Here is a 23,005-nt window from a genome sequence, read left to right as displayed (position 1 = left end):
CGTTCAGTCGCGGCCGCGCGCCATCGCCTGGAACACGCCGTCGCGGCGCACCCACAGGTGGAACAGCGCCGCGCCGACGTGCGCCAGCACGGTGGCGAACAGCACGTAGGCCAGCAGGCCATGCGCGCCACGCAGCGCCGCGTACAGCGCCGGGGTATGCGGCACGATCGCCGGCAGGTGCACGCCGCCCCACAGCACGATGGGATAGCCGCCGGCCGAGAGCATGGCCCAGCCGAGCAGCGGCATCGCCAGCATCAGCGCGTACAGCATCGCGTGCGAGGCCCGTGCCGCCAGTGCCTGCCACGCCGGCAGGTCGGCCGGCAGCGGTGGCGGGCGGTGGCGCAGCCGGTTGTACAGGCGCAGCAGCGCCAGCACGCCGATGGCGATGCCCAGCGGGCGGTGCAGGTCGATCAGCAGCGGCCGCAGGTGCAGCGAGGCGACCATGGTCACGCCGATGAACAGCATGGCGACGATCATCACCGCCATGGACCAGTGCAGCACCCGCGCCAGCAGGTTGAAGTGGCCGTTGCCGGTGCTCATCGCGTGGCCTCCTGCGGCTGCGCCGGGGCGCCGGCGGCGCGTTCGCGCTCGCGCCGGTTGAACGACTGCGAATAGATCGCCGAGCGCGCCGCCAGCACCGGGTCATCGCTGCCGCGCATGCCGTCGGGCAGGATCAGCGGATCGAAGTTCAGTTCGCCACAGGCGCCCTGTTCCTGCGACTGCATGCGGTCCAGGCTGAGCACGCCGGCCATCACTTCCGGGCGCGATGCCGGCCAGGGAACCGAGGGATCGTCGATCGCATCGCCGGGGCCGGCGAGGCTGACCACCAGGTTCCAGCGCAACGGGCCGGCAGCCAGCCGGCGCTGCAGGTCCTGGCTGAGGAAATCCGCGTCGACGCGCCCGCGTGCCGCGGCGTCGAGCTCGACCACCGGTACCTGCGGCTGCCAGCGCCAGCGCACCGCGCGCTTCTGGCCCTGCGCATTGGTGAACCAGAAGCTGTTGATGCCGTTGAACGTGGTGTTGGCCCAGCTGTCGGTCCACGGCGCGGTCCGCGCCCACTGTTGGAACGCCTGCGCGCTGGGGTACTTCGCCAGCACCGCGGCCATCTTCGCCGGGTCGGGCTTGCCGGTGGCCGGATCCGGCACCTGCGCGCGGGTCTGCTCGAAGAAGGCCTCGGGCGTGGGTACCGCGAAGAACGGGAAGCTGTTCATCGCCATCCGCCATTCCTGGCCATCGTCGCTGGCCAGGCGCAGGGCGATGCTGCGCACCCGCGCATTGCCGTCGGCGCCATGCGGGTCGCCGCCACCGATCGACAGGCGGCCGAGCACCGGCACCCGCGGCTGCGCGAACACGCGCGCACGCGACAGCGACGGCGCCTGCGCGCTGGGTTCGAACCAGCCGCTCACGCACACGCCCTTGCTGTGCGCGCGGCGGAAGCCGGGATGGGCCGCGCCGGTCGCCTCGATGGTGTCGGTGAAGCGTTGCGCGGTCAGCCGCTCGCGGCCGATCCAGCCGGCCAGCCAGGCAAAGGCCAGGGCGATGGCGCCCAGGATCAGCGCGATCAGCGCGATCCAGGGCAACGGCGTGTGCCGGCGCGGGGCCGGCGGCGGGCGGCCGGCGCGGGTGTAGGGGAACAGTGGCATGTCGCGGTCCTGCCTGGGTCGAGCATGGGAAGGGCCCGCACATCGTCGCAGAACAGGGCTGCCGGAAAAATTCAATTTTTCGTCAGATCTTCCCCGCCCCGGGCAGCAGCGGCCGGACCGTGCCGGCCGGCAATGCCGGCCTCAGCCGTAACGCGCCTTGAGCATCGCCCACGCCGAGCGCAGCGCCAGCGCTTCGCCACCGGCCGGGCGGCCCGGGCGGTCGCTGTCGTTCCAGGCGTAGACGTCCAGGTGCGCCCAGGTCCGGCCTTCGTCGACGAAGCGTTCCAGGTACAGCGCGGCGGTGACGCTGCCGGCCATGCGCGAACCGGCATTGGCCATGTCGGCGATGCCACTGTTGAGGTAGCGCTGGTAGGGGCGCCACAACGGCATGCGCCACACCGGGTCGCGGGTCTGTTCGCCGGCGTCCAGCCACTGCCGGGCGAGCGTGTCGTCGTTGGCGAACAGCGCCGGCAGGTCCGGCCCCAGGGCGATGCGCGCGGCACCGGTGAGGGTGGCGAAATCGATGATCGCGTCGGGTTGCATCTCGCTGGCGTATGCCAGTGCGTCGCACAGGATCAGGCGGCCCTCGGCATCGGTGTTGTCGATCTCCACCGTAAGGCCCTTGCGCGTGGTGATGACCTCGCCCGGACGGAACGCATCGGGGCCGACCGCGTTCTCCACCGCAGGCACCACCAGGGTCAGCCGCACCGGCAGCTGCCGGGCCATGACCAGCCCGGCCAGCGCCAGCGCGTGCGCGGCGCCGCCCATGTCCTTCTTCATGTTGCGCATGCCGTCGGCCGGCTTCAGGTCCAGTCCGCCGGTGTCGAAGCACACGCCCTTGCCGACCAGCGCCAGGTGCGGGGCGGTTTCCTCGCCCCAGCGCAGCACGATCAGCCGCGGTGCGCGGTGCGAGGCGCGGCCGACGGCATGGATGGTGGGGAAATTCATCTCCAGCAGCTCGTCGCCGGCGATCACTTCCAGCGTGCCGCCGTGGGCTTCGGCCAGTGCGCGCGCGGCGTCTTCCAGCTGCTGCGGGCCCATGTCCTCGGTCGGGGTGTTGACCCAGTCGCGCACGCGCAGGCAGGCGGCGAGCACGTCCAGCACTTCCGGCGACGGCGTGGCGGCCAGCTGCGCCGGCAGCCGCGCCGGCTTGCGGTAGCGGGCGAAGCGGTAGCTGCCCAGGCCCCAGCCCAGGTGCAGGTTGGCGAGCTCGGCGGCATCGAGCGTGTTGGCCAGCTGCCAGCGGCTGCGGGCCGGCAGCGCGAACGGGGCGTGCGCGTAGGCATGGGCATCGGCGCGGTCGCCGACGCCCAGCACCGCGCCGGCCAGTCCGTCGCTCCCGGGCAGCAGCGCCACGCTGCCGGGCGCGGCGGCGAACTGCTGGCTCCTCAGCCACGCCTGCGTGGCGGCCGGCTGGGCGTCAAGCCATGCAGCGAAGGTCGCCTTGTCGAGCACGTGCAGCGGCAGGGCACCGGCGGAATCGGAGGTGAAGGCGTTGATGGGGGTCATGGCAGGTCTCGTATCAGGCGCCGGGGCCGGCGGCGAGCGGCGGCAGCGGTGCGTTGCCGTCCAGCCAGTCGGCCAGTCCGGTGAGGGTGTCGAACTGCAGGTCCGGCTGCAGGCCGGCGTGGGTCCAGGGGTGGGAGTCGCGGTTGATCCAGCAGCCGCGCAGGCCGGCGCGCATGGCCCCGGCCACGTCCATCTCGGCGTGGTCGCCGACGTGCAGGACATGGGCATGGTCCACGCCCAGCCGCGCGCAGGCGGCGTGGAAGATGCCGGGGTCCGGCTTGGCCGCGCCGAATTCGCGCGAGCCCAGCTGGAAGGCGAACAAGCCGCCGATGCCGATGCGCTGCAGGTCGGCGTTGCCGTTGCTGACCGCCGCAACCGGCACGCGCGCGGCGATGCGGCGCAGGGCGTCCAGGGCGTCGGGGTAGAACTCCACCTGGTTGCGCGCGGCGTAGAACGCCTCGTAGGCCGGCTCCAGCAGATCCAGGCCGGCGCCGCTGTTTTCCAGCGCCTCGGCCAGGGTCAGCCGGCGCAGCGCGCTCAGGTCATGGTGCAGGTGCGGGTTGTCGTCGAAGGTGCGCACGCGCAGCTCGCGCATGGCTTCCACCGGGTACATCGCCGCCGTGGCCGGGCTGTGGACGCGCATCCAGTCGTGCAGCACCTGGTCGATGCGGGCGCCGATGGGAGCGAACGGCCACAGCGTGTCGTCCAGGTCGAGGGTGATGGCTAGGACAGGAAAGTTCACCGGCCCATTTTACGGCAGCGCGGCGGGCGGCGCCTTGCCTATTCCAGCAGCCGGGCCCAGCCCTGCATACCGTCCAGCCGGGCCAGTACCAGCTTGGCGCAGACCAGCAGCGGCACCGCCAGCAACAGCCCGACGATGCCCCACAGCCAGCCGAACAGCATCAGCGCCAGCACCAGCATCAACGGCGAGATCGCCATGCGCCGGCCCAGCACGATCGGCGTGACCAGCTGCCCCTCCAGCGTGTGCAGGGCCAGGTAGGCCAGCGCCGGCGCCGCCACCGCCAGCGGCTCGCGGAACTGGGTCAGGCCGACCAGCAGCATCAGCCCGATGCCGATCAGCGGGCCCACGTACGGCGCGAAGTTCAGCAGCATGGCGACCGTGCCCCACAGCAGCGCCTCGGGCGCGGCGATGCCCAGCAGCACCAGCACCCCGGCCAGGGCCAGCCCGACCAGCGCATTGATGATGGTGATGGTCAGCACGTAGCGCGAGATCTCGCGTTCCATCGCGCGCAGGATGTCGGTGGTGAAGCGCTTCTGCTGGCGGTTGGGCAGCAGTGCGATCACGTGCCGCTGCAGGGTTTCGCCGTAGATCATGAAGAACAGGGTCAGCAGCACCACCGCCAGTGCCGAGGCGGCCAGCCGCGGCGTGCGCACCAGCACCTTGTACGGGTCGTCGAGGCGGGTGCGGATCACTTCCACCTTGCGGTTGTCCTCGCCGCCGGCGGCGCGGGCGAAGCTCTCGGCGGCCTGGTTGGCCTGCTGCACCGGGCGCACCAGGTCGCGGACCTTGCGCGAGACCTCGCGCAGCTGCTGCGGCGTCTCGGCGAACCAGTCGGCGGCCGGTCCGGCCAACTGCACCGCCAGCGCGCCGGCGCTGGCCAGGCCCAGTGCCAGTACCAGCAGCGCGGCCAGGAAGCGCGGCAGGCGCAGTTTCTGCAGCAGGCGGATGATCGGGTTGCCGACCAGGGCGAAGAACATCGCCAGCAGCACCGGCAGGATCACGTCCTGCGCCGCCCACAGCGTCGCACCCACCGCCAGCGTGGCCAGCACCAGCAGGGCGGTGGACGCGCGCGGGCGCGGCGCGGGTGGGGCCGGGTCGGGGGCCGTGGACGTGTCGGGCGACAGGGCGGACATCGGGCGGCACTCCGGGCGGTAGGGGCGCGGCCGCTGGCCGCGCGGATCAGGGTTCGGACAGTTCGGTGGCGGCCGCGGCCGCCTGCGGCGGCATGCCGGGCGCCGGTTGCGGATGCCCCGGCTGCGCCGCGGGTGCCGGGTCGTCCGGGTGCGTGGCGTCATCGCTGGCCGCCTCGGCGGTTGCCGCGGCAGCCGCGGCCAGCCCGGCTTCCTGCAGGGTGGCGATCGAGGCCTGTGCCGACGCCACCAGCCCGGAGACCGAGCCGATCATCTGCAGCCAGCGAGCGCCGCTGAAGGCGCCGCCGGGTTCCAGCTTGCCGGCGACGAAACCGCCGGCCAGCCCGGCGATGACGATGCGGCCGGGCGTCCAGCTGCGGCGCCAGGTCGCCTGCAGCATGTCCCATTGCCGCACGGTTTCGTCCATGCGCACCTGCACGACGGCTTCGGTGCGGCGTACGCGGCGCTGCAGGGCTTCGAAGTTCATGGTGTCCGCTCCCCGGGTACCTCGACGTCGGCGTCCGGGTCGTCCTCGGCCGGTTCGTCGAACAGGCCCAGCCGCGACAGCTGCCGGCGGGTGGCGTGCATGCCGGTGTGGTGGAAGAAATAGGTGACCCGCCAGATCGCGTAGCCGGTGACCGCCAGGCTGGTCAGCGAGGTGACCAGCAGCGACACGAACCAGGACAACCCCAGGGAATGCAGCAGGGCGATCAGCGTGGCCGCCAGCAGCAGCCACGCCGAGGCGCCGAACACGATGGCCACGCCGCTCCAGGCCAGGCCGCGGCCGAAGGCGCTGCGGGCCAGGGCGAAATCGGCCGAGGCCAGTCGCCGCAGCGAGCGCAGCGTGTGGGTCGCCGAGTCCAGCGTCTGCCGGCCGGCGCTGCCGACCTGGCGGATGCTCTCCTCCAGCCCCGGCGCCGTGTTGGCGGCCTCGTCGTTGCCGTTTCCGGTGGCGCCGGGTGGTGGCGCGTTGTCGCCCACGCCCGCGTCAGTCGTTGCTGCGGGCGAGCTTGGCGATGATCCAGCCGGCGGCGAAGGCCACGCCGAACGAGGCCAGCGGGCGCTCGCGGATCAGGTCGGCGGCGCTGTCGATCAGGTCCTTGCCCTTGTCCATCAGCGCGTCCATCTGCTCCTTGGCGGCGGCGCCGGACAGCTCGGCGGCGGCCAGCCCGGACAGGGCGCTGTCGGACAGCTCGGCCTTGACGTTGGCCTTGCCCAGGCGCAGTTCGTCGCCGGCCAGGCCGGCCGCGTCCTTGACCGCCGAGCCGGCGGCGCGCGCGGCCGACTTCAGGTGCGATCCGGCGTCGCCCAGGTGGTCCTTCATGGTGTCGGTGTTGGTGGGGCTCATTGACTTCGTCTCCTTCGGTTCGGGGGGACGCCAGCGTGGGGCGCAGGCAAAGCAATACCAGCGACGGGGTGTAAGGAACGTTACGGGCGCCGGCCGATCATCGCATCACCAGCTGTCCCGGGGTGGTGCCGCGCACGATGCGCAGCACCAGTTGCGGCGGGCGCGGGCTGAAGCTCGCACGCCAGCTGGCCAGGTCGACGAACTCGCCGCTGCTCGCGGCCAGCACGATATCGCCACCGGCCAGGCCGGACTGCGCGGCGCGGCTGCCACGCGCCACCTCGCTGACCAGGACGCCGTTGAGGCCGGACTGGCGCGCCGATTCGGGCAGGTCGACGAACGTGGCGCCGGACAGGCGCGGGTCCAGCGTATCACCGGTCACCGCGCGCGGCTGCTCCTTGAGCGTGGCCTTGAGCTGCAGCGGCTTGCCGTCGCGGCGCACGTCGAGCTCGACGACCCGGCCCACCGGCTGCAGGCCCTCGAAGTTGTGCAGCGCCTGGGCGTTGTCCACGCGCTGGCCGTTGATCGCGGTGACCACGTCGCCGGCGCGCAGCCCGGCGGCCGCCGCGGCCGAGCCGGCCAGCACCCGCGTGACCAGCGCGCCGCGCGCTTCGGCCAGGCCCAGCCCCTGCGCGATCTGCGGGCTCAGGTTCTGGGTTTCCACGCCCAGCGTGCCGCGCACCACCACGCCCTTGGTGATCAGCTGCTCGACCACGTCGCGGGCGAGGTTGGAGGGAATGGCCAGGCCCAGGCCGATGTTGCCGGCCATGCTGCCCTGCGGGTTGAAGCTCGCGGTGTTGATGCCGACCAGCTGGCCGGCCAGGTTGACCAGCGCGCCGCCGGAATTGCCCGGGTTGATCGAGGCGTCGGTCTGGATGAAGTTCTGGTAGCCCAGCCCGCGGATGCCGCTGCGGCCCACCGCCGAGACGATGCCCGAGGTCACCGTCTGGCTGAAGCCGAACGGGTTGCCGATGGCCACCACGAAGTCGCCGGTGCGCAGCTGGTCGCTGTCGCCCAGCGGCAGCGCGGTGAGCTTCTCGGCGGGGATGCGGATCAGCGCGATGTCGGTGTCGCGGTCCGAACCCAGGAACTCGGCCTTGACCGTGCGCCCGTCGGCCAGCGTCACCTGCACGTCGTCGGCGTTCTCGATCACGTGGTGGTTGGTCAGCACGTAGCCCCTGGCCGCGTCGATGATCACGCCCGAGCCCAGCGATTCGTTGATGCGCTCCTGCGGTACCTGCGGGAACAGGCGGCGGAAGAACGGGTCGTCGAAGAACGGGTTGCGCACCCGCACCACCTGCTTGGTGTTGACGCTGACCACCGCCGGCATCACCCGTTCCAGCATCGGCGCCAGCGACGGCACCGGCTGGCCGGCGACGGAGGCCGGCAACGCCGCGGTGGCGGGCAGCATGGCACCGGTGGACGCCTGGGCGCGGTTGTCCAGGTGGGCGTTGATGGCGCTGGCGGTGAAGCCACCGAAGGCGGCGGCCAGGGCGAGGGTCAGCAGGGTCGGGAGCGGTCGCATAAGGGCCGGGGTTCCATGCGGGGACGCCGCGCGGGGCGTCCGGGTGGGGCGGGAGTGGCTGAATGGAGTGTGGCGGCAGCGACCTAAATCGACAATGAAACATTCCGCAGCGCCGCAATCGCAGGGACGCCAAGCCCTGCGCGGATTGCAAGATCCCGGGGGCAGATTTTTCGTTTGACATCACCCATGCGGTGGGTAAGCTTGGCATCGCCATCAGCCACTAGATGTTGGGTTGATGTGAAATGCGTCCCCAAGAAGTAGGGTTGAGGCCCGGGGTGCAGGCACCCCATAGGAAGGCGTGCAATGACGACGGAAGCGATGCAGACCCCCGGCCCTCGCCGGACCAATCCCCGCCCGCCCGCAGGCGCGTGACCACGCGCCGGCATCGTCGTCGTTGCAGCCCCGCCCGACCGGGGAAACGGTAAACGCACCGCAAGGTGCACAAGGAGAGTTCCCACCATCATGAGCACGGTGCGTCTGGAAGTGGTCAGCAACCCAACCCGATCGGACCTTATCCCCCTGCAGCCCGCCTCGCAGGATATCTGGGACAAGAAGTACCGCCTCAAGACCAAGGCCGGGCAGGCGCTGGATGCCGATATCGACGGCACCTACCAGCGCGTGGCCCGTGCCCTGGCCGACGCCGAGGGCAGCGACGAGAAGCGTGCCTACTGGTACGAGCGCTTCGTCTGGGCGCTGCGCCGCGGCGCGATCCCGGCCGGCCGCATCACCTCCAACGCCGGCGCGCAGGAACACAAGCCGGCCACCAGCACCATCAACTGCACCGTGTCGGGCACCATCACCGACTCGATGGATGGCATCCTGGAGAAGGTCCACGAAGCCGGCCTGACCCTGAAGGCTGGCTGCGGCATCGGCTACGAGTTCAGCACCCTGCGCCCGCGCGGTGCGTTCGTCGCCGGCGCCGGCGCCTACACCTCCGGGCCGATGTCCTTCATGGATATCTACGACAAGATGTGCTTCACCGTGTCCTCGGCCGGTGGCCGCCGCGGCGCGCAGATGGGCACCTTCGACGTGTCGCACCCGGACGTGAAGGACTTCATCCGCGCCAAGCGCGAGGACGGCCGCCTGCGCCAGTTCAACCTGTCGCTGCTGATCACCGACGGCTTCATGGAGGCGGTGGACAAGGACGCCGACTGGCCGCTGGTGTTCCCGATCAACACCAAGGAGCAGGCCGAGCTGGATCCGGCCAGCGGCGAGGAAGTGGTCTGGCGCGAATGGCCGACCCACGAGAACTACATCGTCCGCGACGACGGCCTGGTGGCCTGCAAGGTGTACGGCCACATCCGTGCCCGCCACCTGTGGGACATGATCATGGTCTCGACGTACGACTACGCCGAGCCGGGCTTCATCCTGATCGACCGCGTCAACGAGATGAACAACAACTGGTGGTGCGAGAGCATCCGCGCCACCAACCCCTGCGGCGAGCAGCCGCTGCCGCCCTACGGCGCCTGCCTGCTGGGCTCGGTCAACCTGACCAAGTTCGTGCGCGACCCGTTCACCGACAAGGCCTCGTTCGACTGGGACGAGTACAAGGAAGTCGTGCGCGTGTTCACCCGCATGCTCGACAACGTGGTCGAGGTCAACGGCCTGCCGCTGGAACAGCAGCGCAACGAGATCATGCGCAAGCGCCGCCACGGCATGGGCTTCCTCGGCCTGGGCAGCACGCTGACCATGCTGCGCATGAAGTACGGTTCGCCGGAGTCGTGCGAGTTCACCGAGGCCATCGCCCGCGACATGGCCGTGGCCGGCTGGGAAACCGGCCTGGAACTGGCCCGCGAGAAGGGCCCGGCGCCGATCATGGAGGAGGCCTTCGAGGTCACCGCGGCGATGCTGCGGCAGCGTCCGGAGATGCGCAAGGACGGCTGGAAGGTCGGCCAGAAGATCCAGGGCAAGGTGCTGCACGCGCGCTACAGCCGCTACATGCAGCGCATCGCCTCGGTCGCCCCGGAACTGGTGGACGAACTGGCCGAGACCGGCGCGCGCTTCACCCACCACAGCTCCATCGCGCCGACCGGCACCATCAGCCTGTCGCTGGCCAACAACGCCTCCAACGGCATCGAGCCCTCGTTCGCGCACCACTACAGCCGCAACGTGATCCGCGAAGGCAAGAAGAGCAAGGAGAAGGTGGACGTGTTCTCCTTCGAACTGCTGGCCTACCGCGAACTGGTCAACGCAAAGGCCATGCCGTTCGCCGAGGACGCCGAATCGCGCCTGCCGGACTACTTCATCGCCGCCGATGACATCTCGCCGAAGGAGCACGTCGACGTGCAGGCCGCCGCGCAGAAGTGGGTGGACAGCTCGATCTCCAAGACCGCCAACGTCCCCACCGACTATCCGTACGAGCAGTTCAAGGACATCTACCGCTACGCCCACCAGCAGGGCCTGAAGGGCTGCACCACGTTCCGCTTCAACCCGGCCGCCTTCCAGGGCGTGCTGGTCAAGGAAGCGGACCTGGAGAACACCACCTACCGCTTCGAACTGGAAGACGGCCAGGTGGTGGAGGTCAAGGGCAACGAGCAGATCGAATACGACGGCGAAATGCACACCGCCGCCAACCTGTTCGACGCCCTCAAGGAAGGCTACTACGGCAAGTTCTGAAGTCGCCTTCGCACGCCGTCCCGTCGCAGCGCGGGGCGGCGACGGTGGCCGCCGCCACCGGGCTGTCGCGCTGCTCCGTGTTGCACCGGCTTCAACCCAGCATCGCCAACGTTACCGATCCAATGCCCTTAGGAGGGCTTTATGAGCAATGGCAATGGTGTGACGGCGACCGTGTCCCAGGTTGCCGAGAACGTGAAGGAGACCGCAGCCAGCCTGGGTGACGCCATGGCCGCCACCGCCGGCGATGCCGTTGCCGCGGTCAAGACCCGCGCGCGCAAGGTCGAGGCCGGTGCCACCCGGCAGGTCGCCAAGGTGAAGAAGGCGGTCAAGAAGGCCGAGAAGGTCGTCGCCAAGAAGGCCGCCGCTGCGAAGAAGGAAGTCGGCAAGACCGTTTCCCGCGTGCGCCGCAAGCTGGAAGCCGCCAAGGCCAGCGCCAAGGCCGAGGCTGCGGCCCTGAAGAAGAAGGGCGCCGGCAAGAAGGCTGCCGCCAAGAAGGCCGTCGCCGCTGCCGAGAAGAAGGCGGTCAAGAAGGTCGCCTCGGCCAGGAAGACGGTGAAGGCCGCCGAAAAGAAGGTGGCCAAGGCCGTCGCCAAGAAGACCGCCGCGGTGAAGAAGGCCGTCGACAAGGCCGGCAAGAAGGTCGCCAAGAAAGTCGCCAGCCGCACCGCCGCTGCCAGGAAGGCGGTGAAGAAGGTCGAGAAGAAGGTGGCCGGCAAGGCGGCCTCGGCCAGCAGGACGGTGGCCAGGAAGACCGCTTCCGCAAAGAAGACGGTGGCGAAGAAAGCCGCTTCGGCGCGCAAGACGGCCGTGAAGAAGACCGCCACCGTGAAGAAGGCGGTCAAGAAGGCCGCCCGCAAGTAAGCCGCACCCGCGTCCCCGCCCGCAGCGGGCGGGGACGCTGCAACCCGCATCACAACGCATAACCAGGACCCGCACCATGGCCGTCAAGATCGACAAGAAAATCAAGGGTTATTCCGTCATCACCCCGGACGACAAGGCCCGGGAAGCGACGGCCAAGGCTCCGGTCGCACAGGCGCAGGACGATGCCCAGGACAGCAACATCGTGCACATGCACGAGCGCATCGAGCGCCCCGACGTGCTGATCGGCAGCACCTACAAGATCAAGTCGCCGCTGGTGGAGCACGCCTTCTACGTGACCATCAACGACATCGTGCTCAACGCCGGTACCGAGCACGAACTGCGCCGTCCGTTCGAGATCTTCATCAACTCCAAGTCGATGGAGCACTTCCAGTGGATCGTGGCGCTGACCCGCATCATGTCCGCGGTGTTCCGCAAGGGCGGCGACGTCACCTTCATCGTCGACGAGATGAAGGCCGTGTTCGACCCCAAGGGCGGCTATTTCAAGGCCGGCGGCGTGTACATGCCCTCGCTGGTCGCCGAACTGGGCTCCATCGTCGAGGACCACATGAAGTCGATCGGCCTGCTGCACGATCCGGAAATGAGCGCCCACCAGCGCGCGCTGATCGCCGAGAAGCGCAAGCAGTTCGAGGACCGCTCAAAAAAAAAACACTGACGCCGTAGTCGCCGCCCCGGCCGCGCGCGATGAGGACGTCCAGGTCACCGGCGAAGGCACCAGCTTCCCGCCCAGCGCCACCATGTGCCACAAGTGCAGCACCAAGGCGCTGGTGGTGATGGACGGATGCGCCACCTGCCTGAATTGCGGGTACAGCAAGTGCGGTTGAGCGGCGGCAACGCCGGATGAGACCGGGGCCGGTGTGCGCGAGCACCCGGCCCTTGTCTTTTCCGCCGGCGGGGAGCAGTCGATGGGGCTGCTTTGCGAGTGGGTGTGGACGCAGGCGTGCGTAGGCGGCTGCGTCGTCCTGTGACCAGTGCCCGGGGGGGAAGCATGGAGCAGTTCAAGGGATGCGTCGGCGTGGATGGCGCCGGCAGCGGATGGATCGCCGTATGGTGGGGTGGGGGCGGGCTGGTGCATGCGCTGTACCCCGACGCCCAGCGACTTTTCCACACGCACCGGACGGCCCGGGTGATCGCGGTGGATATTCCGATAGGACTCTGCGAGCAGGGCGGCCGCCCGGCCGATCGCGAGGCGCGCTCCTTCGTTGGCGGCAAGCGGGCCAGTAGTGTTTTCTCCACGCCCGTGCGCGGCATTCTCGATGCGGGCTCGCAGCCCGAGGCATCCCGCCGCCACCGGGAGATCGACGGCCGCGGCTTCGGTGCGCATTCGTTCGCGATCCTGCCCAAGATCCGCCAGTGGGACCAACTGCTCCAGGGGGACGTGGATGCACGGCAACGGGTGCGCGAAATACACCCCGAAGTATCGTTTGCTGCGCTCAATGGCGGGGCGGGGCGTGGGTTGGTGGATGGCAAGCGCACCTTTGCCGGTGCGGAGGTGCGTGTCAGCCTGCTGGCGGGCATCTTTGGCCGGGACGCGGTGATGGAACTGGTGCGTGCCGTTCCAGCGCGTCAGGCCGCAACCGACGACATACTGGATGCATTGGCGGCGCTCTGGAGTGCCGAGCGTATCGCTGGCGGCCGTGCGCGATCGCTGCCTGCGCAAGTGGAGCCGGACACGACGGGGTTGCCCGCTGCCATCTGGTACTGATCCGTCGCGGCGTGGGCGCATTGGCCGCTGGCCCCGTCGCGCAAGAAGGGGGGCGCGCCCCGGCGACCGGCCGATCCGGCAACACCGGCTGAATGTCCGCAGGCCGGCAAACCAATGGCAGGGGTGGCGCCTGGCGCGCCGGCCCTAGCATCCGCCCATCGCCCCTGCTGGATACCGTCATGCGCATCACTGCTCCGGTTGCGGTCTGCCTGCTGCTGCTCCCGCTGTTGCCGGCCTGCACCCCCGCGCAGATGCGCATGCCCGACGGCTTCGCCGCCGATGCGGTGGCCTACGAGGTCAGTGGCCACTCGCCGCGGCGGTTCAACCAGCCGGTGCGGTTCGGCCCGTACAGCGCCCTGCGGATGCGCGAGGGCTCGACGTTCTCCTGGCGCGTGCCGCTGCCGGCATTCGACGTGGGGCGTACGTCCAGGCCCTACGACTACACGATGGTGGCGCGCGACCAGCCGCCGGTGGAGGTGCAGTGCCGCACGCAGGCATGGACCGTGGGCAGGGGCGACGCGTCGGGCCGGCTGACGGTCGACGTGACGGCACTGGCGGGGCCGCTGCTGGCCTGTGGGCTGCGCATGGACGGCCGCCCGCCGCAGGCGCTGGAGGTGATGCACGAAGGCGATGGCCTGCGTGGCCACCTGCGGTCGCCGTGGGGCAGCGACTACACGGTGCGCGCGGTGTATGGCTACCAGGGCACGCCGGTCAGCGGCATGACGCCCACCGGTTACGCGATTGCCGACGGTGGCAGCACGCTTGCCGTGGTCGACGTGGTCAACGGCGGCCGCGTGCACCTGGATCGCCGGCTCGACGACGAACAGCGCGTCTATGTCGCGGCCGCTGCCGCCGCGCTGCTGTTGCTGGATCCGGAACTGGGCGAATGAGCCGGCGCCGCCGAGGCGGCGATGGTGTTGTGGGCCCGTCGCTTCCCGGTGACGCCATCGACCCTGTATGGAGGGCGATTACGATGATCGAATACAGCCGCCGCACGCTGGCCGCGCTGATGTTGGCCGTGGCGCCCCTGGCGGCTGCCGCGCAGGAGGCCTGCCCGGACCGCTCCAGCTACGCGCCGGCGCGCGGGATCATCGCCGACCTGGGGCGCATCGTCGCGCCCAGCGGCGTGCAGGAGGATTACGCGGCGCAGATCGGCGGCATCGCGCAATGGGTGAACGTGCGCGGCCAGGACCGCGACAACCCGCTGCTGCTGTTCGTGCACGGCGGGCCGGCGTCGCCGCTGATCCCGACGCTGTGGCAGTTCCAGCGGCCGCTGGAGGAGTACTTCACGGTGGTCAATTACGACCAGCGCGGCGCTGGCCGGACGCTGCTGCTGAATCCACGGGAGGAGGTGGCCGGCACGCTGCGCATCCAGCGCTACGTGGACGATGCCATCGAGCTGGCCGACTACCTGCGCAGGCGCTATCACAAGCGCAAGGTCGTGCTGGTCGGCCACAGCTGGGGCACGGTGGTGGCGATGCAGGCGGCATTGCAGCGCCCGGACCTGTTCCATGCCTATGTCGGCATCGGCCAGGTGATCGACGTACGCACCAACGAGCGGGTCAGTTTCGATTACGGCCTGCGCACCGCGCGCGAGCGCGGCAATGCCGAAGCGGTACGCGAGATGGAGGCCATCGCGCCCTATCCGGGCGACGCGCCGATCACCCGCGAGCGGATTGTCATGGCCCGCAGATGGCCGCAGTACTACGGCGGCCTGAGCGCGTTCCGCAGCGAGTCGGATTACTTCTTCCAGGGGCCGCGGTTGTCGCCCGACTACGACGATGCGGCGCGCTGCGCGATCAATGCCGGCAGCGAATTCACCCTCGGGCGGCTGCTGGATGAGTTCCTGCAGGTGGACTACCGCGGGGTGAAGCGGTTCCCCATCCCGGTGCTGATGTTCATGGGGCGCCACGACTACACCACGCCTTCGGAACCGACCGCGGCCTGGCTGGCGCAGGTGCACGCGCCGTACAAGCGCGGCGTCTGGTTCGAGCATTCCGCGCACATGATCCCGTGGGAGGAACCGGGCAGGACCCTGGTCAGCCTGCTGGAGCAGGTGCGGCCACTGGCGCTGCGGGGCGAAGCCGACGGACGCTGACGGCCCGCACCCCGGTGCCCGCGCCATCGAGGGACACGCGCGCACGCTATGATCGGCCTTCACCGGATGAAGGAGCATTGCATGGCATCGGCATGGCGACAGGGAAGGGCATTGGCGTTGACCGGCGCGATGATCGTGCTGGCGGCCTGTGGCGCGCCGGACGCGCCTGCGCCGGCGACACCGACGGATGCGCCGGTGGAGACCGCGGCCGGGGCGGGGTCGCAGGGCGGTGCCACGCACGCCTGCATGATTGCCGGTGAGTTCCAGCTTTTCGGCCAGGTCATCCGCTCCCGCGACTGCGTGCAGACGGCGGGGGCCGCCACCGAGGCCCAGCTCAAGCGCGTGTGCGAGGGGCTGGCGCAGACCTCGGCGCAGATGGGGGGCAAGGCGGGCGAGATCACCTACATGGACGCCTGCCCATCGCCGTCGCAGGGCAGCTGCCGGCGCCTGTTCGGTCAGGATTTCGACGGTTACTACTACGAACGCTCGGCCGACGACCTGGCGGGCCTGCCGGCCAGCTGCGCGCAGGGCGGCGGCACCTGGGCGGCGGACTGAGCGCCGCCACGGCGCGGCCTTCCCAAGGCCGTCCGCTGTCCGCCTGACATTGCCCGATCCGTGCGGCCGATGTGCGCGGCAGGGCGCGCTGGCGCGGGCCCTGCCGTGACAGCGCGGGCCAGGCCGCCTGCGCCTGCGCCGGCCTGGGGGCGGAAAGCGGGATGAACCGGTGCGCCGCGATTGCGTTGGTCATGCGCTTCGCGCAAGCTCTGGGGCTCAGTCAATCCTGGTGACCGTCCATGCAAGACAACATCATCCAGATCATGCCCGCGGCCGGCTGGGTGGCCGTGTTCGATGAAGACGGCGAGGAAAGCGCGCAGGGCGTGGTGTGCTTCGCACTGGTGGAAAGCGCGATGAAGCGCGAGGTACGGGCGATGATCGCCGACGGCGCGCAGATCGGCTTCGCCGACGCACTGCCCAACTTCGTGCGCGTGCAGGAGCTGGACGCGTTCGAGGAGGAAGACGACGAGGACGAGGAAGGCGAGGAAGACGAGGACGAAGACGAGGCATGATGCCCGCTTCGCGCCGCGTCCCCGACCTGCCGCGATGACGTCGTCGGTGGCGGGCGTGCACGGCGGCCTGTTCGACGAAGCCTTCGCCTACAAGCGCTGGGCGATGCAACGCACGCTGGAGGCGATACGCGCCGTGGACGCACGGACGTTCCCCGCCAGCGTCGCCTTCGCGCGGCAGCAGTTGAACCACATCGTGATCGTGGAGGAACTGTTCCGCGCGCGGCTGCTGGGCGAGGCGCCGCCGCATGCGACCACCAATACCGCCGAAGTACCGGCCCTGGAGGCGCTGGCCATGCGGCTGGAAGCGTCCGACCAGTGGTATGCCGCCCATCTGGCCGCGCTGGCGCCGGTGCAATGGGAACAGGCGCTGCGCTTCCGCTTCGCCGACGGTCGCGACGGCTGCATGACGCGGCGTGAAATCCTGTTCCACGTGCTCAACCATGCCACCTACCACCGCGGCGCCATCGGCCACGCGCTGGACCTGGCCCGGGTGCCGCACCCGGCCGACACCTATACCGTGTTCATCCACCAGCACCAGCCCGGGCGGCGTGAAGGCGCCCTGCCCACGGCGGATCCGGATGCGGGCCCGCGGATGAAGCGGTAAGGTACGCGCCCGCACGCCGCCGCGCCGGTGGCAGTCCATACGTACATGCTGACCGATCCATTCGACAGGGAGCACCTCTGGCATCCCTACAGCGCACTCGGCCACGCGCCGCCGGCGCTGAAAGTGGCGCGCGCCGATGGCGTGCTGCTGGAGCTGGCCGACGGCACCCGCCTGATCGACGGCATGGCCTCGTGGTGGTGCGCGATCCACGGCTACAACCATCCGCAGCTGAACCAGGCGGCGATCGAGCAGCTCGGGCGCATGGCGCACGTGATGTTCGGCGGGCTCACCCACGAACCGGCCATCGCCCTGGGCAAGCAGCTGCTGGCGATGGTGCCGCAGCCGCTGGATGCGGTGTTCTACGCCGACTCCGGCTCGGTGTCGGTGGAAGTGGCGCTGAAGATGGCGATCCAGTACCAGGCCGCGCGCGGTCGTCCGCGCCGCCACGACATCGCCACCACCCGCTCGGGCTACCACGGCGATACCTGGAACGCGATGTCGGTATGCGACCCGGTCACCGGCATGCACGGGCTGTTCGGCGCGTCGCTGCCGTCGCGCCGCTTCGTGCCGGCGCCGGCCACGCCGTTCGACGGGGCATGGGACCCGGCCGAGATCGTGCCGCTCGAGCGCCTGTTCGCCGACCACGGCGACGAACTGGCCGCCTTCATCATCGAGCCGGTGGTGCAGGGCGCCGGCGGCATGCGCTTCTACCACCCGCAGTACCTGCGCGAACTGGCACGGCTGTGCCGCGCGCACGACGTGCTGCTGATCTGCGACGAGATCGCCACCGGCTTCGGCCGCAGCGGTCGCCTGTTCGCCTGCGAGCACGCCGGCATCGCACCGGACATCCTGTGCATCGGCAAGGCGCTGACTGGTGGCTACATGACCCTGGCCGCGACCATCACCCGCCGCGACATCGCCGACACGATCGCCTCCGGCGAGGCCGGCGTGTTCATGCACGGGCCGACGTTCATGGCCAACCCGCTGGCCTGCGCGGTGGCGCTGGCCTCGACCCGGCTGCTGCTGGCGCAGGACTGGCAGGGCAACGTGCAGCGCATCGAACAGGCCCTGCGCGAACGGCTGGCGCCGGCGCGCGCGCTGCCGCGGGTGGCCGACGTGCGCGTGCTCGGCGCCATCGGCGTGATCGAGCTGACCGCGCCGCTGCGGCTCGAACGCATCCAGCAGCGCATGCTCGAGCAGGGCATCTGGATCCGCCCGTTCGGGCGGCTGGTGTACGCGATGCCGCCCTACGTGATCGACGACGCGCAGCTGCGGCAGCTGTGCGATGGCATGCTCGCGCTGGTGGAAGGACTGCAGGACGAGGACATGCGGGCATGAACGGCGAGGTGATCTTCGTCGGTGGCATCGACACCGAGATCGGCAAGACCGTGGTGACCGGCTGGCTGGCGCGGCAGTGGCTCGAACAGGGCAGCGAGGTGATCACCCAGAAACTGGTGCAGACCGGCTGCGCCGGCGCGTCGGACGACATCCTGCTGCACCGCCGGCTGATGGGCTGCGGCCTGTTCGAGGAGGATCGCGACGGCACCACCATGCCGGCGCTGTACGCCTACCCGGCCTCGCCGCACCTGGCGGCGCGGCTGGAGGGTCGCACGCTGGACCTGGACGCCATCGGTGCCGCCACCGCGCGCCTGCGCGCCCGCTACGCCACGGTGCTGGTGGAAGGCGCCGGCGGGCTGCTGGTGCCGCTGACCCCGGAACTGCTGATCCTAGACTACGTGGCGCGGCAGGGCTGGCCGGTGATCCTGGTCACGTCGGGGCGCCTGGGCAGCATCAACCACACCCTGTTGTCGCTGGAAGCCATCGCCGCGCGCGGCGTCGCCCTGCACGGCATCGCCTGGAACAGCCGCGACGATGGCGGCGACGAGGTCATCGCCGCCGAAAGCCGCCGCTACCTGCGTGGCTGGATGCAGGCGCGCTTCCCGCAGGCGCGCTGGTACGACGTGCCGGTACTGGCCCTGGAGTGAGCCGGCGGCGGGCGGGCGATGCCCACCCCCTTGAAAAGGCTGCCTGCCGCCCCGATATTGCTGGATCGAACAACGACAAAGAGAGGGCTTATGGAAGCCATCACGACTGGAATGGTCCAGTGCATGAAGTGCAATACGGTGTATCAACCCGCGATCAAGGTGCTGGAGAGCGTGTGCCCCATGTGCCTGTCGATCAAGACCGCACCGGTACCGGCCGAACAGGCGCGCGGCACCCCGGCCGCCCTGCACTGAACCGCATCTGCGCTGTATCCCGCGGGCCAGGTCATCGACCTGGCCTTTTCATTTCCATCGCGCCGGGCCGGGCGGCTTATTCGCCCTGGTACTGCTTTTCCTCGACCAGCGCCGAGCCGGCGATGCGGTTGATCTCGTTCTTGACCGCCACGCGCTCGCCATTGGTGCCGTAGACGCCACGCGCCAGGGCGATGAACGCCTCGCCGAAGTCCTGCGCGGTTTCCTTTGCGCGCAGCTGGTCCTGGATGTCCCACATGCGCTCGTTGATCGCCTTGAGCTGCTGCTTGAGCGCGGCCAGTTCCGGGCGCGCGGACTGCTGCTGCAGCCACAGCGGCCACAGCCCGTCCAGCTCGGTACGCACGTTGCCCAGCTTGCCCGCGTCGGCAATGCGCTCGGCCTTGATTTCGAGGATGGTGATCTTGTCGATCAGTTCGCCGATCGATACCGGGGTGAGGATGGTCTGCACGTGCATGCCGCCAAGGAAGATTCGGGCGCCATGATACCGCCCCCCGCCAGTGCCGATGGCCGAGCGCGGAAGTTGCCGGCGGACCGATGCCGGCGGGCAACGCCGGTGCCGTGCACAATGCCGCTCTGTCCTGTGCCGAGAGCGCGATGCCGATGCCCCCGATCCTGCGCCTGATGACCATGACGCTGCTGTGTGCGGCGGCCACCGCCACTGCCAGCGCCGCCACCGGCCTGGCGCGGCTGCAGGGCGCCTGGCGGCTGCAGTCGGGTGAATCCGTCGACGGCGACGGCGTGCGCACGGACTATGCCCGGCACGGCCTGGCCGGCACCAAGGTGCTGGCCGACGGCCGCTTCGCCTTCACCAGCACCCGCAACGGCGCGTTCTGGGCCGCGGGCTCGGGCACCTACGAGGGCGACGCCACGCGTTACCTGGAGTGGCCGCTGATGGCGTCCTATCCGCTGGAGAACGGCGGCAGCTACGAATTCCGCTACACGCTGGAGGGCGACACCTGGACCCTGGAGCGCTGGGACGGCGGGCGCCGCGTCGAGCGCGAGGTGTGGACGCGCGTGGGCCGATAGCGCGGCCACGCGCGTCCGGGAACCTCAGGCGGGCTCCACCTGCGGCGGAAAGCCGGCGTCGTCCAGCGCCGCGGTGAAGCGTTCGGCCGGCTGTGCCGATTCGATGTGCACGCGTTTGCCGGCCAGGTCGATCGCGACCGTGGCGGCCGGGTCCACGTCCTTGATGGCGGCGGTGACGCTGCGCGCGCAGCCGCCGCAGGTCATGTTCTCGATATGCAGGTTCATGGCGGTTCTCCTTGGGGGAGGGCAGTCTGGAGCTTGCCATGGTGGCAAGGTCAAGCGCCGCGGCACGGCAGCCCGGGGTGTTGACCTTCCCATGATGGGAAGCTTTAAGGTGCCGCCATCATGGACAACCCCAGGTGAGCCGGTGATGACCCCGAACAGCCACAATCCCGCCGCTGCGGGCGCGCAGGTGCACGAGCTTGCCGTCGAGGGCATGACCTGCGCTTCGTGCGTGGGCCGGGTGGAGCGCGCGCTGGCCGCCGTGCCCGGGGTGGCCAGCGCCGCGGTCAACCTGGCCACCGGCCGCGCCACCGTGCGCGGCACCGGCGTGGACCGGCAGGCGCTGGTGCGGGCGGTGCACAAGGCCGGCTACGAGGTGCCCGCGCCCGCGCCGCTGGAGCTGGACATCGAGGGCATGACCTGCGCCTCGTGCGTGGGCCGGGTCGAGCGGGTGCTGGCCAAGGTGCCCGGGGTGCGCTCGGCCAGCGTCAACCTGGCCACCGGCCGCGCGCAGGTGCAGGGCGAGGCCGGGCTGGATCCGGCCGCGCTGACCGCCGCCGTCGCCAGGGCCGGCTACCAGGCGCGGGTCCTGGCCTCGGCACTGGACGAGGAACGCCAGGCGCAGCGCCGCGACGAGGAGCTGCGCGTGCTCAGGCGCGACCTGCTGCTGGCCGCGGCGTTGACCCTGCCGGTATTCGTGCTGGAGATGGGCGCGCACCTGGTGCCGGCCTTCCACCACGCCATCGCCGCCACGCTGGGCACGCGCAACAGCTGGCTGCTGCAGTTCGCGCTGACCACCCTGGTGCTGGCGATCCCGGGCCGCCGCTTCTACCTGGCCGGCATTCCCGCGCTGCTGCGCGCCGCGCCGGACATGAATTCGCTGGTCGCGGTCGGCACGCTGGCCGCCTATGGCTTCTCGCTGGTGGCGACCTTCCTGCCGCGGCTGCTGCCGGCCGGTACGGTCAACGTGTACTACGAGGCGGCGGCGGTGATCGTCACCCTGATCCTGCTCGGGCGCATGCTCGAGGCGCGCGCCAAGGGGCGTACCTCCGAGGCGATCCGGCGCCTGCTCAAGCTGCAGCCCCGCACCGCGCGGGTGCGCCGCGAGGGCGGTGCGGTGGACGTGCCGCTGGCGCAGGTGATGGCCGGCGAGGTGGTCGACGTGCGCCCCGGCGAGCGCATCGCCGTCGATGGCGAGGTGGTCGACGGCAACAGCTACGTGGACGAATCGATGATCACCGGCGAGCCGGTGCCGGTAGCCAAGGCCCCCGGCGCCCGCGTGGTCGGCGGCACCGTCAACCAGACCGGCGCACTCGGCGTGCGCGCCACCGCCGTCGGTGGCGCCACCGTGCTGGCGCAGATCATCCGTCTGGTGGAGCAGGCGCAGGGTGCCAAGTTGCCGATCCAGGCGCGGGTGGACCGCATCACCCTCTGGTTCGTGCCGGTGGTGATGGCGCTGGCGTTGCTGACCTTCGCCGCGTGGTGGGCGTTCGGCCCGTCGCCGGCGCTGACCTTCGCCCTGGTCAATGCGGTGGCGGTGCTGATCATCGCCTGCCCGTGCGCGATGGGCCTGGCCACGCCGACCTCGATCATGGTCGCTACCGGCCGTGGCGCCGAGCTGGGCGTGCTGTTCCGCAAGGGCCAGGCGCTGCAGTTGTTGAAGGAGGCGCGGGTGGTGGCGGTGGACAAGACCGGCACCCTGACCGAGGGCCGGCCGCTGCTGACCGACCTGCACGTGGCCGCCGGCTTTACCCGCGCGCAGGTGCTGGCGCGGGTGGCGGCGGTGGAGGACCGCTCCGAGCACCCGATCGCCCGCGCGATCGTCGCCGCCGCGCACGGGGAGGGCCTGCTGCTGCCGCCGGTGCAGGCGTTCGAATCGGTCACCGGCCACGGCGTGCGCGCACAGGTGGACGGGGTGCGGGTGGACGTGGGCGCGGACCGCTTCATGCGCGCGCTCGGGCTGGAGGTGACGGCGTTCGCCGATGTCGCCGCACGGCTGGGCGGCGAGGGCAAGACCCCGTTGTACGCCGCCATCGACGGCACCCTGGCGGCGATCATCGCCGTTTCCGATCCGATCAAGGCCGACACCGCCGCGGCCATCGCCCACCTGCACGCGCTGGGGCTGAAGGTGGCGATGATCACCGGCGACAACCGTCGTACCGCCGAGGCCATCGCGCGCCAGCTGGGCATCGATGAGGTGGTGGCCGAAGTGCTGCCCGAGGGCAAGGTCGAGGCGGTGAACCGGCTGAAGGCCGCGTATGGCCGCCTGGCCTACGTCGGCGACGGCATCAACGACGCCCCGGCGCTGGCCGCGGCCGATGTCGGCATGGCCATCGGCACCGGCACCGACGTGGCGATCGAGGCGGCCGACGTGGTGCTGATGTCCGGCAGCCTGCAGGGCGTGCCCAACGCCATCGCGCTGAGCCAGGCGGCGATGCGCAACATCGGCCAGAACCTGTTCTGGGCATTCGCCTACAACACCGCGTTGATCCCGGTGGCGGCCGGCGTACTGTATCCGCTGTGGGGCGTGCTGCTGTCGCCGGTGTTCGCCGCCGGCGCGATGGCGCTGTCCTCGGTGTTCGTACTGGGCAACGCGCTGCGGCTGCGGCGCTTCGCGCCCTGATCCCGCCCGCGCGCAA

General features: G+C 70.4%; 24 protein-coding genes and 1 pseudogene. 14 read left to right on the top strand and 11 right to left on the bottom strand.

Features of this window, described 5'->3' with window-relative positions:
- Positions 1-3: 3 nt before the first annotated feature.
- The 9 genes from F0P95_RS01800 to F0P95_RS01760 form a co-directional block, all read right to left on the bottom strand.
- Positions 4-540, bottom strand: coding sequence for a cytochrome b (locus F0P95_RS01800; RefSeq protein WP_182335464.1), 537 nt, complete (start codon positions 538-540; stop codon positions 4-6).
- Positions 537-1,643 (bottom strand): catalase family peroxidase, encoded by a 1,107-nt coding sequence (locus tag F0P95_RS01795; RefSeq protein WP_182335463.1) that lies wholly within the window; start codon positions 1,641-1,643, stop codon positions 537-539. The genes F0P95_RS01800 and F0P95_RS01795 overlap by 4 nt, the downstream gene beginning before the upstream one ends.
- Positions 1,644-1,784: 141 nt before the next feature.
- A complete protein-coding gene (locus F0P95_RS01790) occupies positions 1,785-3,152 on the bottom strand; it encodes a leucyl aminopeptidase family protein (RefSeq protein ID WP_182335462.1) in 1,368 nt (455 codons plus the stop codon).
- Positions 3,153-3,165: 13 nt separating this feature from the next.
- The gene (locus tag F0P95_RS01785; protein WP_182335461.1) at positions 3,166-3,894 is read right to left on the bottom strand and encodes an HAD family hydrolase; all 729 of its coding nucleotides are present in this window, start codon (positions 3,892-3,894) and stop codon (positions 3,166-3,168) included.
- Positions 3,895-3,932: 38 nt separating this feature from the next.
- Positions 3,933-5,027 carry an AI-2E family transporter gene (locus F0P95_RS01780; protein ID WP_182335460.1) on the bottom strand — a complete coding sequence of 365 codons (1,095 nt, stop codon included), beginning with the start codon at positions 5,025-5,027 and terminating at the stop codon, positions 3,933-3,935.
- A 46-nt stretch (positions 5,028-5,073) separates the two neighbouring features.
- Positions 5,074-5,511 (bottom strand): protein sip-5, encoded by a 438-nt coding sequence (locus tag F0P95_RS01775; RefSeq protein ID WP_182335459.1) that lies wholly within the window; start codon positions 5,509-5,511, stop codon positions 5,074-5,076.
- A complete protein-coding gene (locus F0P95_RS01770; RefSeq protein ID WP_182335458.1) occupies positions 5,508-6,005 on the bottom strand; it encodes a phage holin family protein in 498 nt (165 codons plus the stop codon). Before F0P95_RS01770 ends, F0P95_RS01775 begins: the two co-directional genes overlap by 4 nt.
- 7 nt (positions 6,006-6,012) lie before the next feature.
- Positions 6,013-6,372, bottom strand: a complete 360-nt coding sequence (locus tag F0P95_RS01765; RefSeq protein WP_054667940.1) for a hypothetical protein — start codon at positions 6,370-6,372, stop codon at positions 6,013-6,015.
- 97 nt (positions 6,373-6,469) lie between these two features.
- Positions 6,470-7,894, bottom strand: a complete 1,425-nt coding sequence (locus F0P95_RS01760) for a Do family serine endopeptidase (protein WP_182335457.1) — start codon at positions 7,892-7,894, stop codon at positions 6,470-6,472.
- Between the two features lie 462 nt (positions 7,895-8,356).
- Here F0P95_RS01760 and F0P95_RS01755 point away from each other — a divergent pair, with 462 nt between their 5' ends.
- The 12 genes and pseudogenes from F0P95_RS01755 (at position 8,357) to F0P95_RS17645 (ending at position 19,100) form a co-directional block, all read left to right on the top strand.
- The gene (locus tag F0P95_RS01755; RefSeq protein WP_054667936.1) at positions 8,357-10,510 is read left to right on the top strand and encodes an adenosylcobalamin-dependent ribonucleoside-diphosphate reductase; all 2,154 of its coding nucleotides are present in this window, start codon (positions 8,357-8,359) and stop codon (positions 10,508-10,510) included.
- Between the two features lie 141 nt (positions 10,511-10,651).
- Positions 10,652-11,371: a hypothetical protein gene (locus tag F0P95_RS01750; protein WP_182335456.1), complete on the top strand. Its 720-nt coding sequence runs from the start codon at positions 10,652-10,654 to the stop codon at positions 11,369-11,371.
- A gap of 76 nt (positions 11,372-11,447) precedes the next feature.
- A pseudogene (locus tag F0P95_RS01745) lies at positions 11,448-12,213 on the top strand (TSCPD domain-containing protein).
- 164 nt (positions 12,214-12,377) lie between these two features.
- A complete protein-coding gene (locus tag F0P95_RS01740) occupies positions 12,378-13,094 on the top strand; it encodes a DUF429 domain-containing protein (RefSeq protein ID WP_182335455.1) in 717 nt (238 codons plus the stop codon).
- A gap of 179 nt (positions 13,095-13,273) precedes the next feature.
- Positions 13,274-13,984 (top strand): hypothetical protein, encoded by a 711-nt coding sequence (locus tag F0P95_RS01735; protein ID WP_182335454.1) that lies wholly within the window; start codon positions 13,274-13,276, stop codon positions 13,982-13,984.
- 83 nt (positions 13,985-14,067) lie between these two features.
- Complete coding sequence (locus tag F0P95_RS01730) at positions 14,068-15,192, top strand: alpha/beta fold hydrolase (protein ID WP_232528732.1); 1,125 nt, start codon at positions 14,068-14,070, stop codon at positions 15,190-15,192.
- 81 nt (positions 15,193-15,273) lie between these two features.
- The gene (locus F0P95_RS01725) at positions 15,274-15,747 is read left to right on the top strand and encodes a hypothetical protein (protein ID WP_182335453.1); all 474 of its coding nucleotides are present in this window, start codon (positions 15,274-15,276) and stop codon (positions 15,745-15,747) included.
- 239 nt (positions 15,748-15,986) lie between these two features.
- Positions 15,987-16,259, top strand: a complete 273-nt coding sequence (locus tag F0P95_RS01720) for a hypothetical protein (RefSeq protein WP_054667926.1) — start codon at positions 15,987-15,989, stop codon at positions 16,257-16,259.
- Between the two features lie 34 nt (positions 16,260-16,293).
- Positions 16,294-16,863, top strand: coding sequence for a DinB family protein (locus tag F0P95_RS01715; protein WP_182335452.1), 570 nt, complete (start codon positions 16,294-16,296; stop codon positions 16,861-16,863).
- Positions 16,864-16,908: 45 nt separating this feature from the next.
- Positions 16,909-18,201 carry an adenosylmethionine--8-amino-7-oxononanoate transaminase gene (gene bioA / locus F0P95_RS01710; protein WP_182335451.1) on the top strand — a complete coding sequence of 431 codons (1,293 nt, stop codon included), beginning with the start codon at positions 16,909-16,911 and terminating at the stop codon, positions 18,199-18,201.
- A complete protein-coding gene (gene bioD / locus F0P95_RS01705; RefSeq protein ID WP_182335450.1) occupies positions 18,198-18,848 on the top strand; it encodes a dethiobiotin synthase in 651 nt (216 codons plus the stop codon). Before bioA ends, bioD begins: the two co-directional genes overlap by 4 nt.
- Positions 18,849-18,971: 123 nt before the next feature.
- Positions 18,972-19,100: a hypothetical protein gene (locus F0P95_RS17645; RefSeq protein ID WP_256363880.1), complete on the top strand. Its 129-nt coding sequence runs from the start codon at positions 18,972-18,974 to the stop codon at positions 19,098-19,100.
- Positions 19,101-19,176: 76 nt separating this feature from the next.
- Here F0P95_RS17645 and F0P95_RS01700 read toward each other — a convergent pair whose 3' ends face one another.
- A complete protein-coding gene (locus F0P95_RS01700; protein WP_182336671.1) occupies positions 19,177-19,566 on the bottom strand; it encodes a DUF6165 family protein in 390 nt (129 codons plus the stop codon).
- Positions 19,567-19,712: 146 nt separating this feature from the next.
- Between F0P95_RS01700 and F0P95_RS01695 the strand changes: the two genes are divergently transcribed.
- The gene (locus F0P95_RS01695) at positions 19,713-20,144 is read left to right on the top strand and encodes a hypothetical protein (protein WP_182335449.1); all 432 of its coding nucleotides are present in this window, start codon (positions 19,713-19,715) and stop codon (positions 20,142-20,144) included.
- Positions 20,145-20,168: 24 nt separating this feature from the next.
- Here the strand turns inward: F0P95_RS01695 and F0P95_RS01690 are convergent, their stop codons facing one another.
- Positions 20,169-20,369, bottom strand: coding sequence for a heavy-metal-associated domain-containing protein (locus F0P95_RS01690; RefSeq protein ID WP_182335448.1), 201 nt, complete (start codon positions 20,367-20,369; stop codon positions 20,169-20,171).
- Positions 20,370-20,514: 145 nt separating this feature from the next.
- On the opposite strand from F0P95_RS01690, the gene F0P95_RS01685 reads away from it, so the two are divergent.
- Complete coding sequence (locus F0P95_RS01685; protein WP_182335447.1) at positions 20,515-22,989, top strand: heavy metal translocating P-type ATPase; 2,475 nt, start codon at positions 20,515-20,517, stop codon at positions 22,987-22,989.
- Positions 22,990-23,005 lie beyond the last annotated feature (16 nt).

Origin of the sequence: Stenotrophomonas acidaminiphila (genome assembly GCF_014109845.1) — a bacterium.
In the GTDB taxonomy this organism is placed as follows: domain Bacteria; phylum Pseudomonadota; class Gammaproteobacteria; order Xanthomonadales; family Xanthomonadaceae; genus Stenotrophomonas; species Stenotrophomonas acidaminiphila.
The sequence above is the reverse complement of the archived record's forward strand: the minus strand, read 5'-3'. Positions and strand labels throughout refer to the sequence as shown.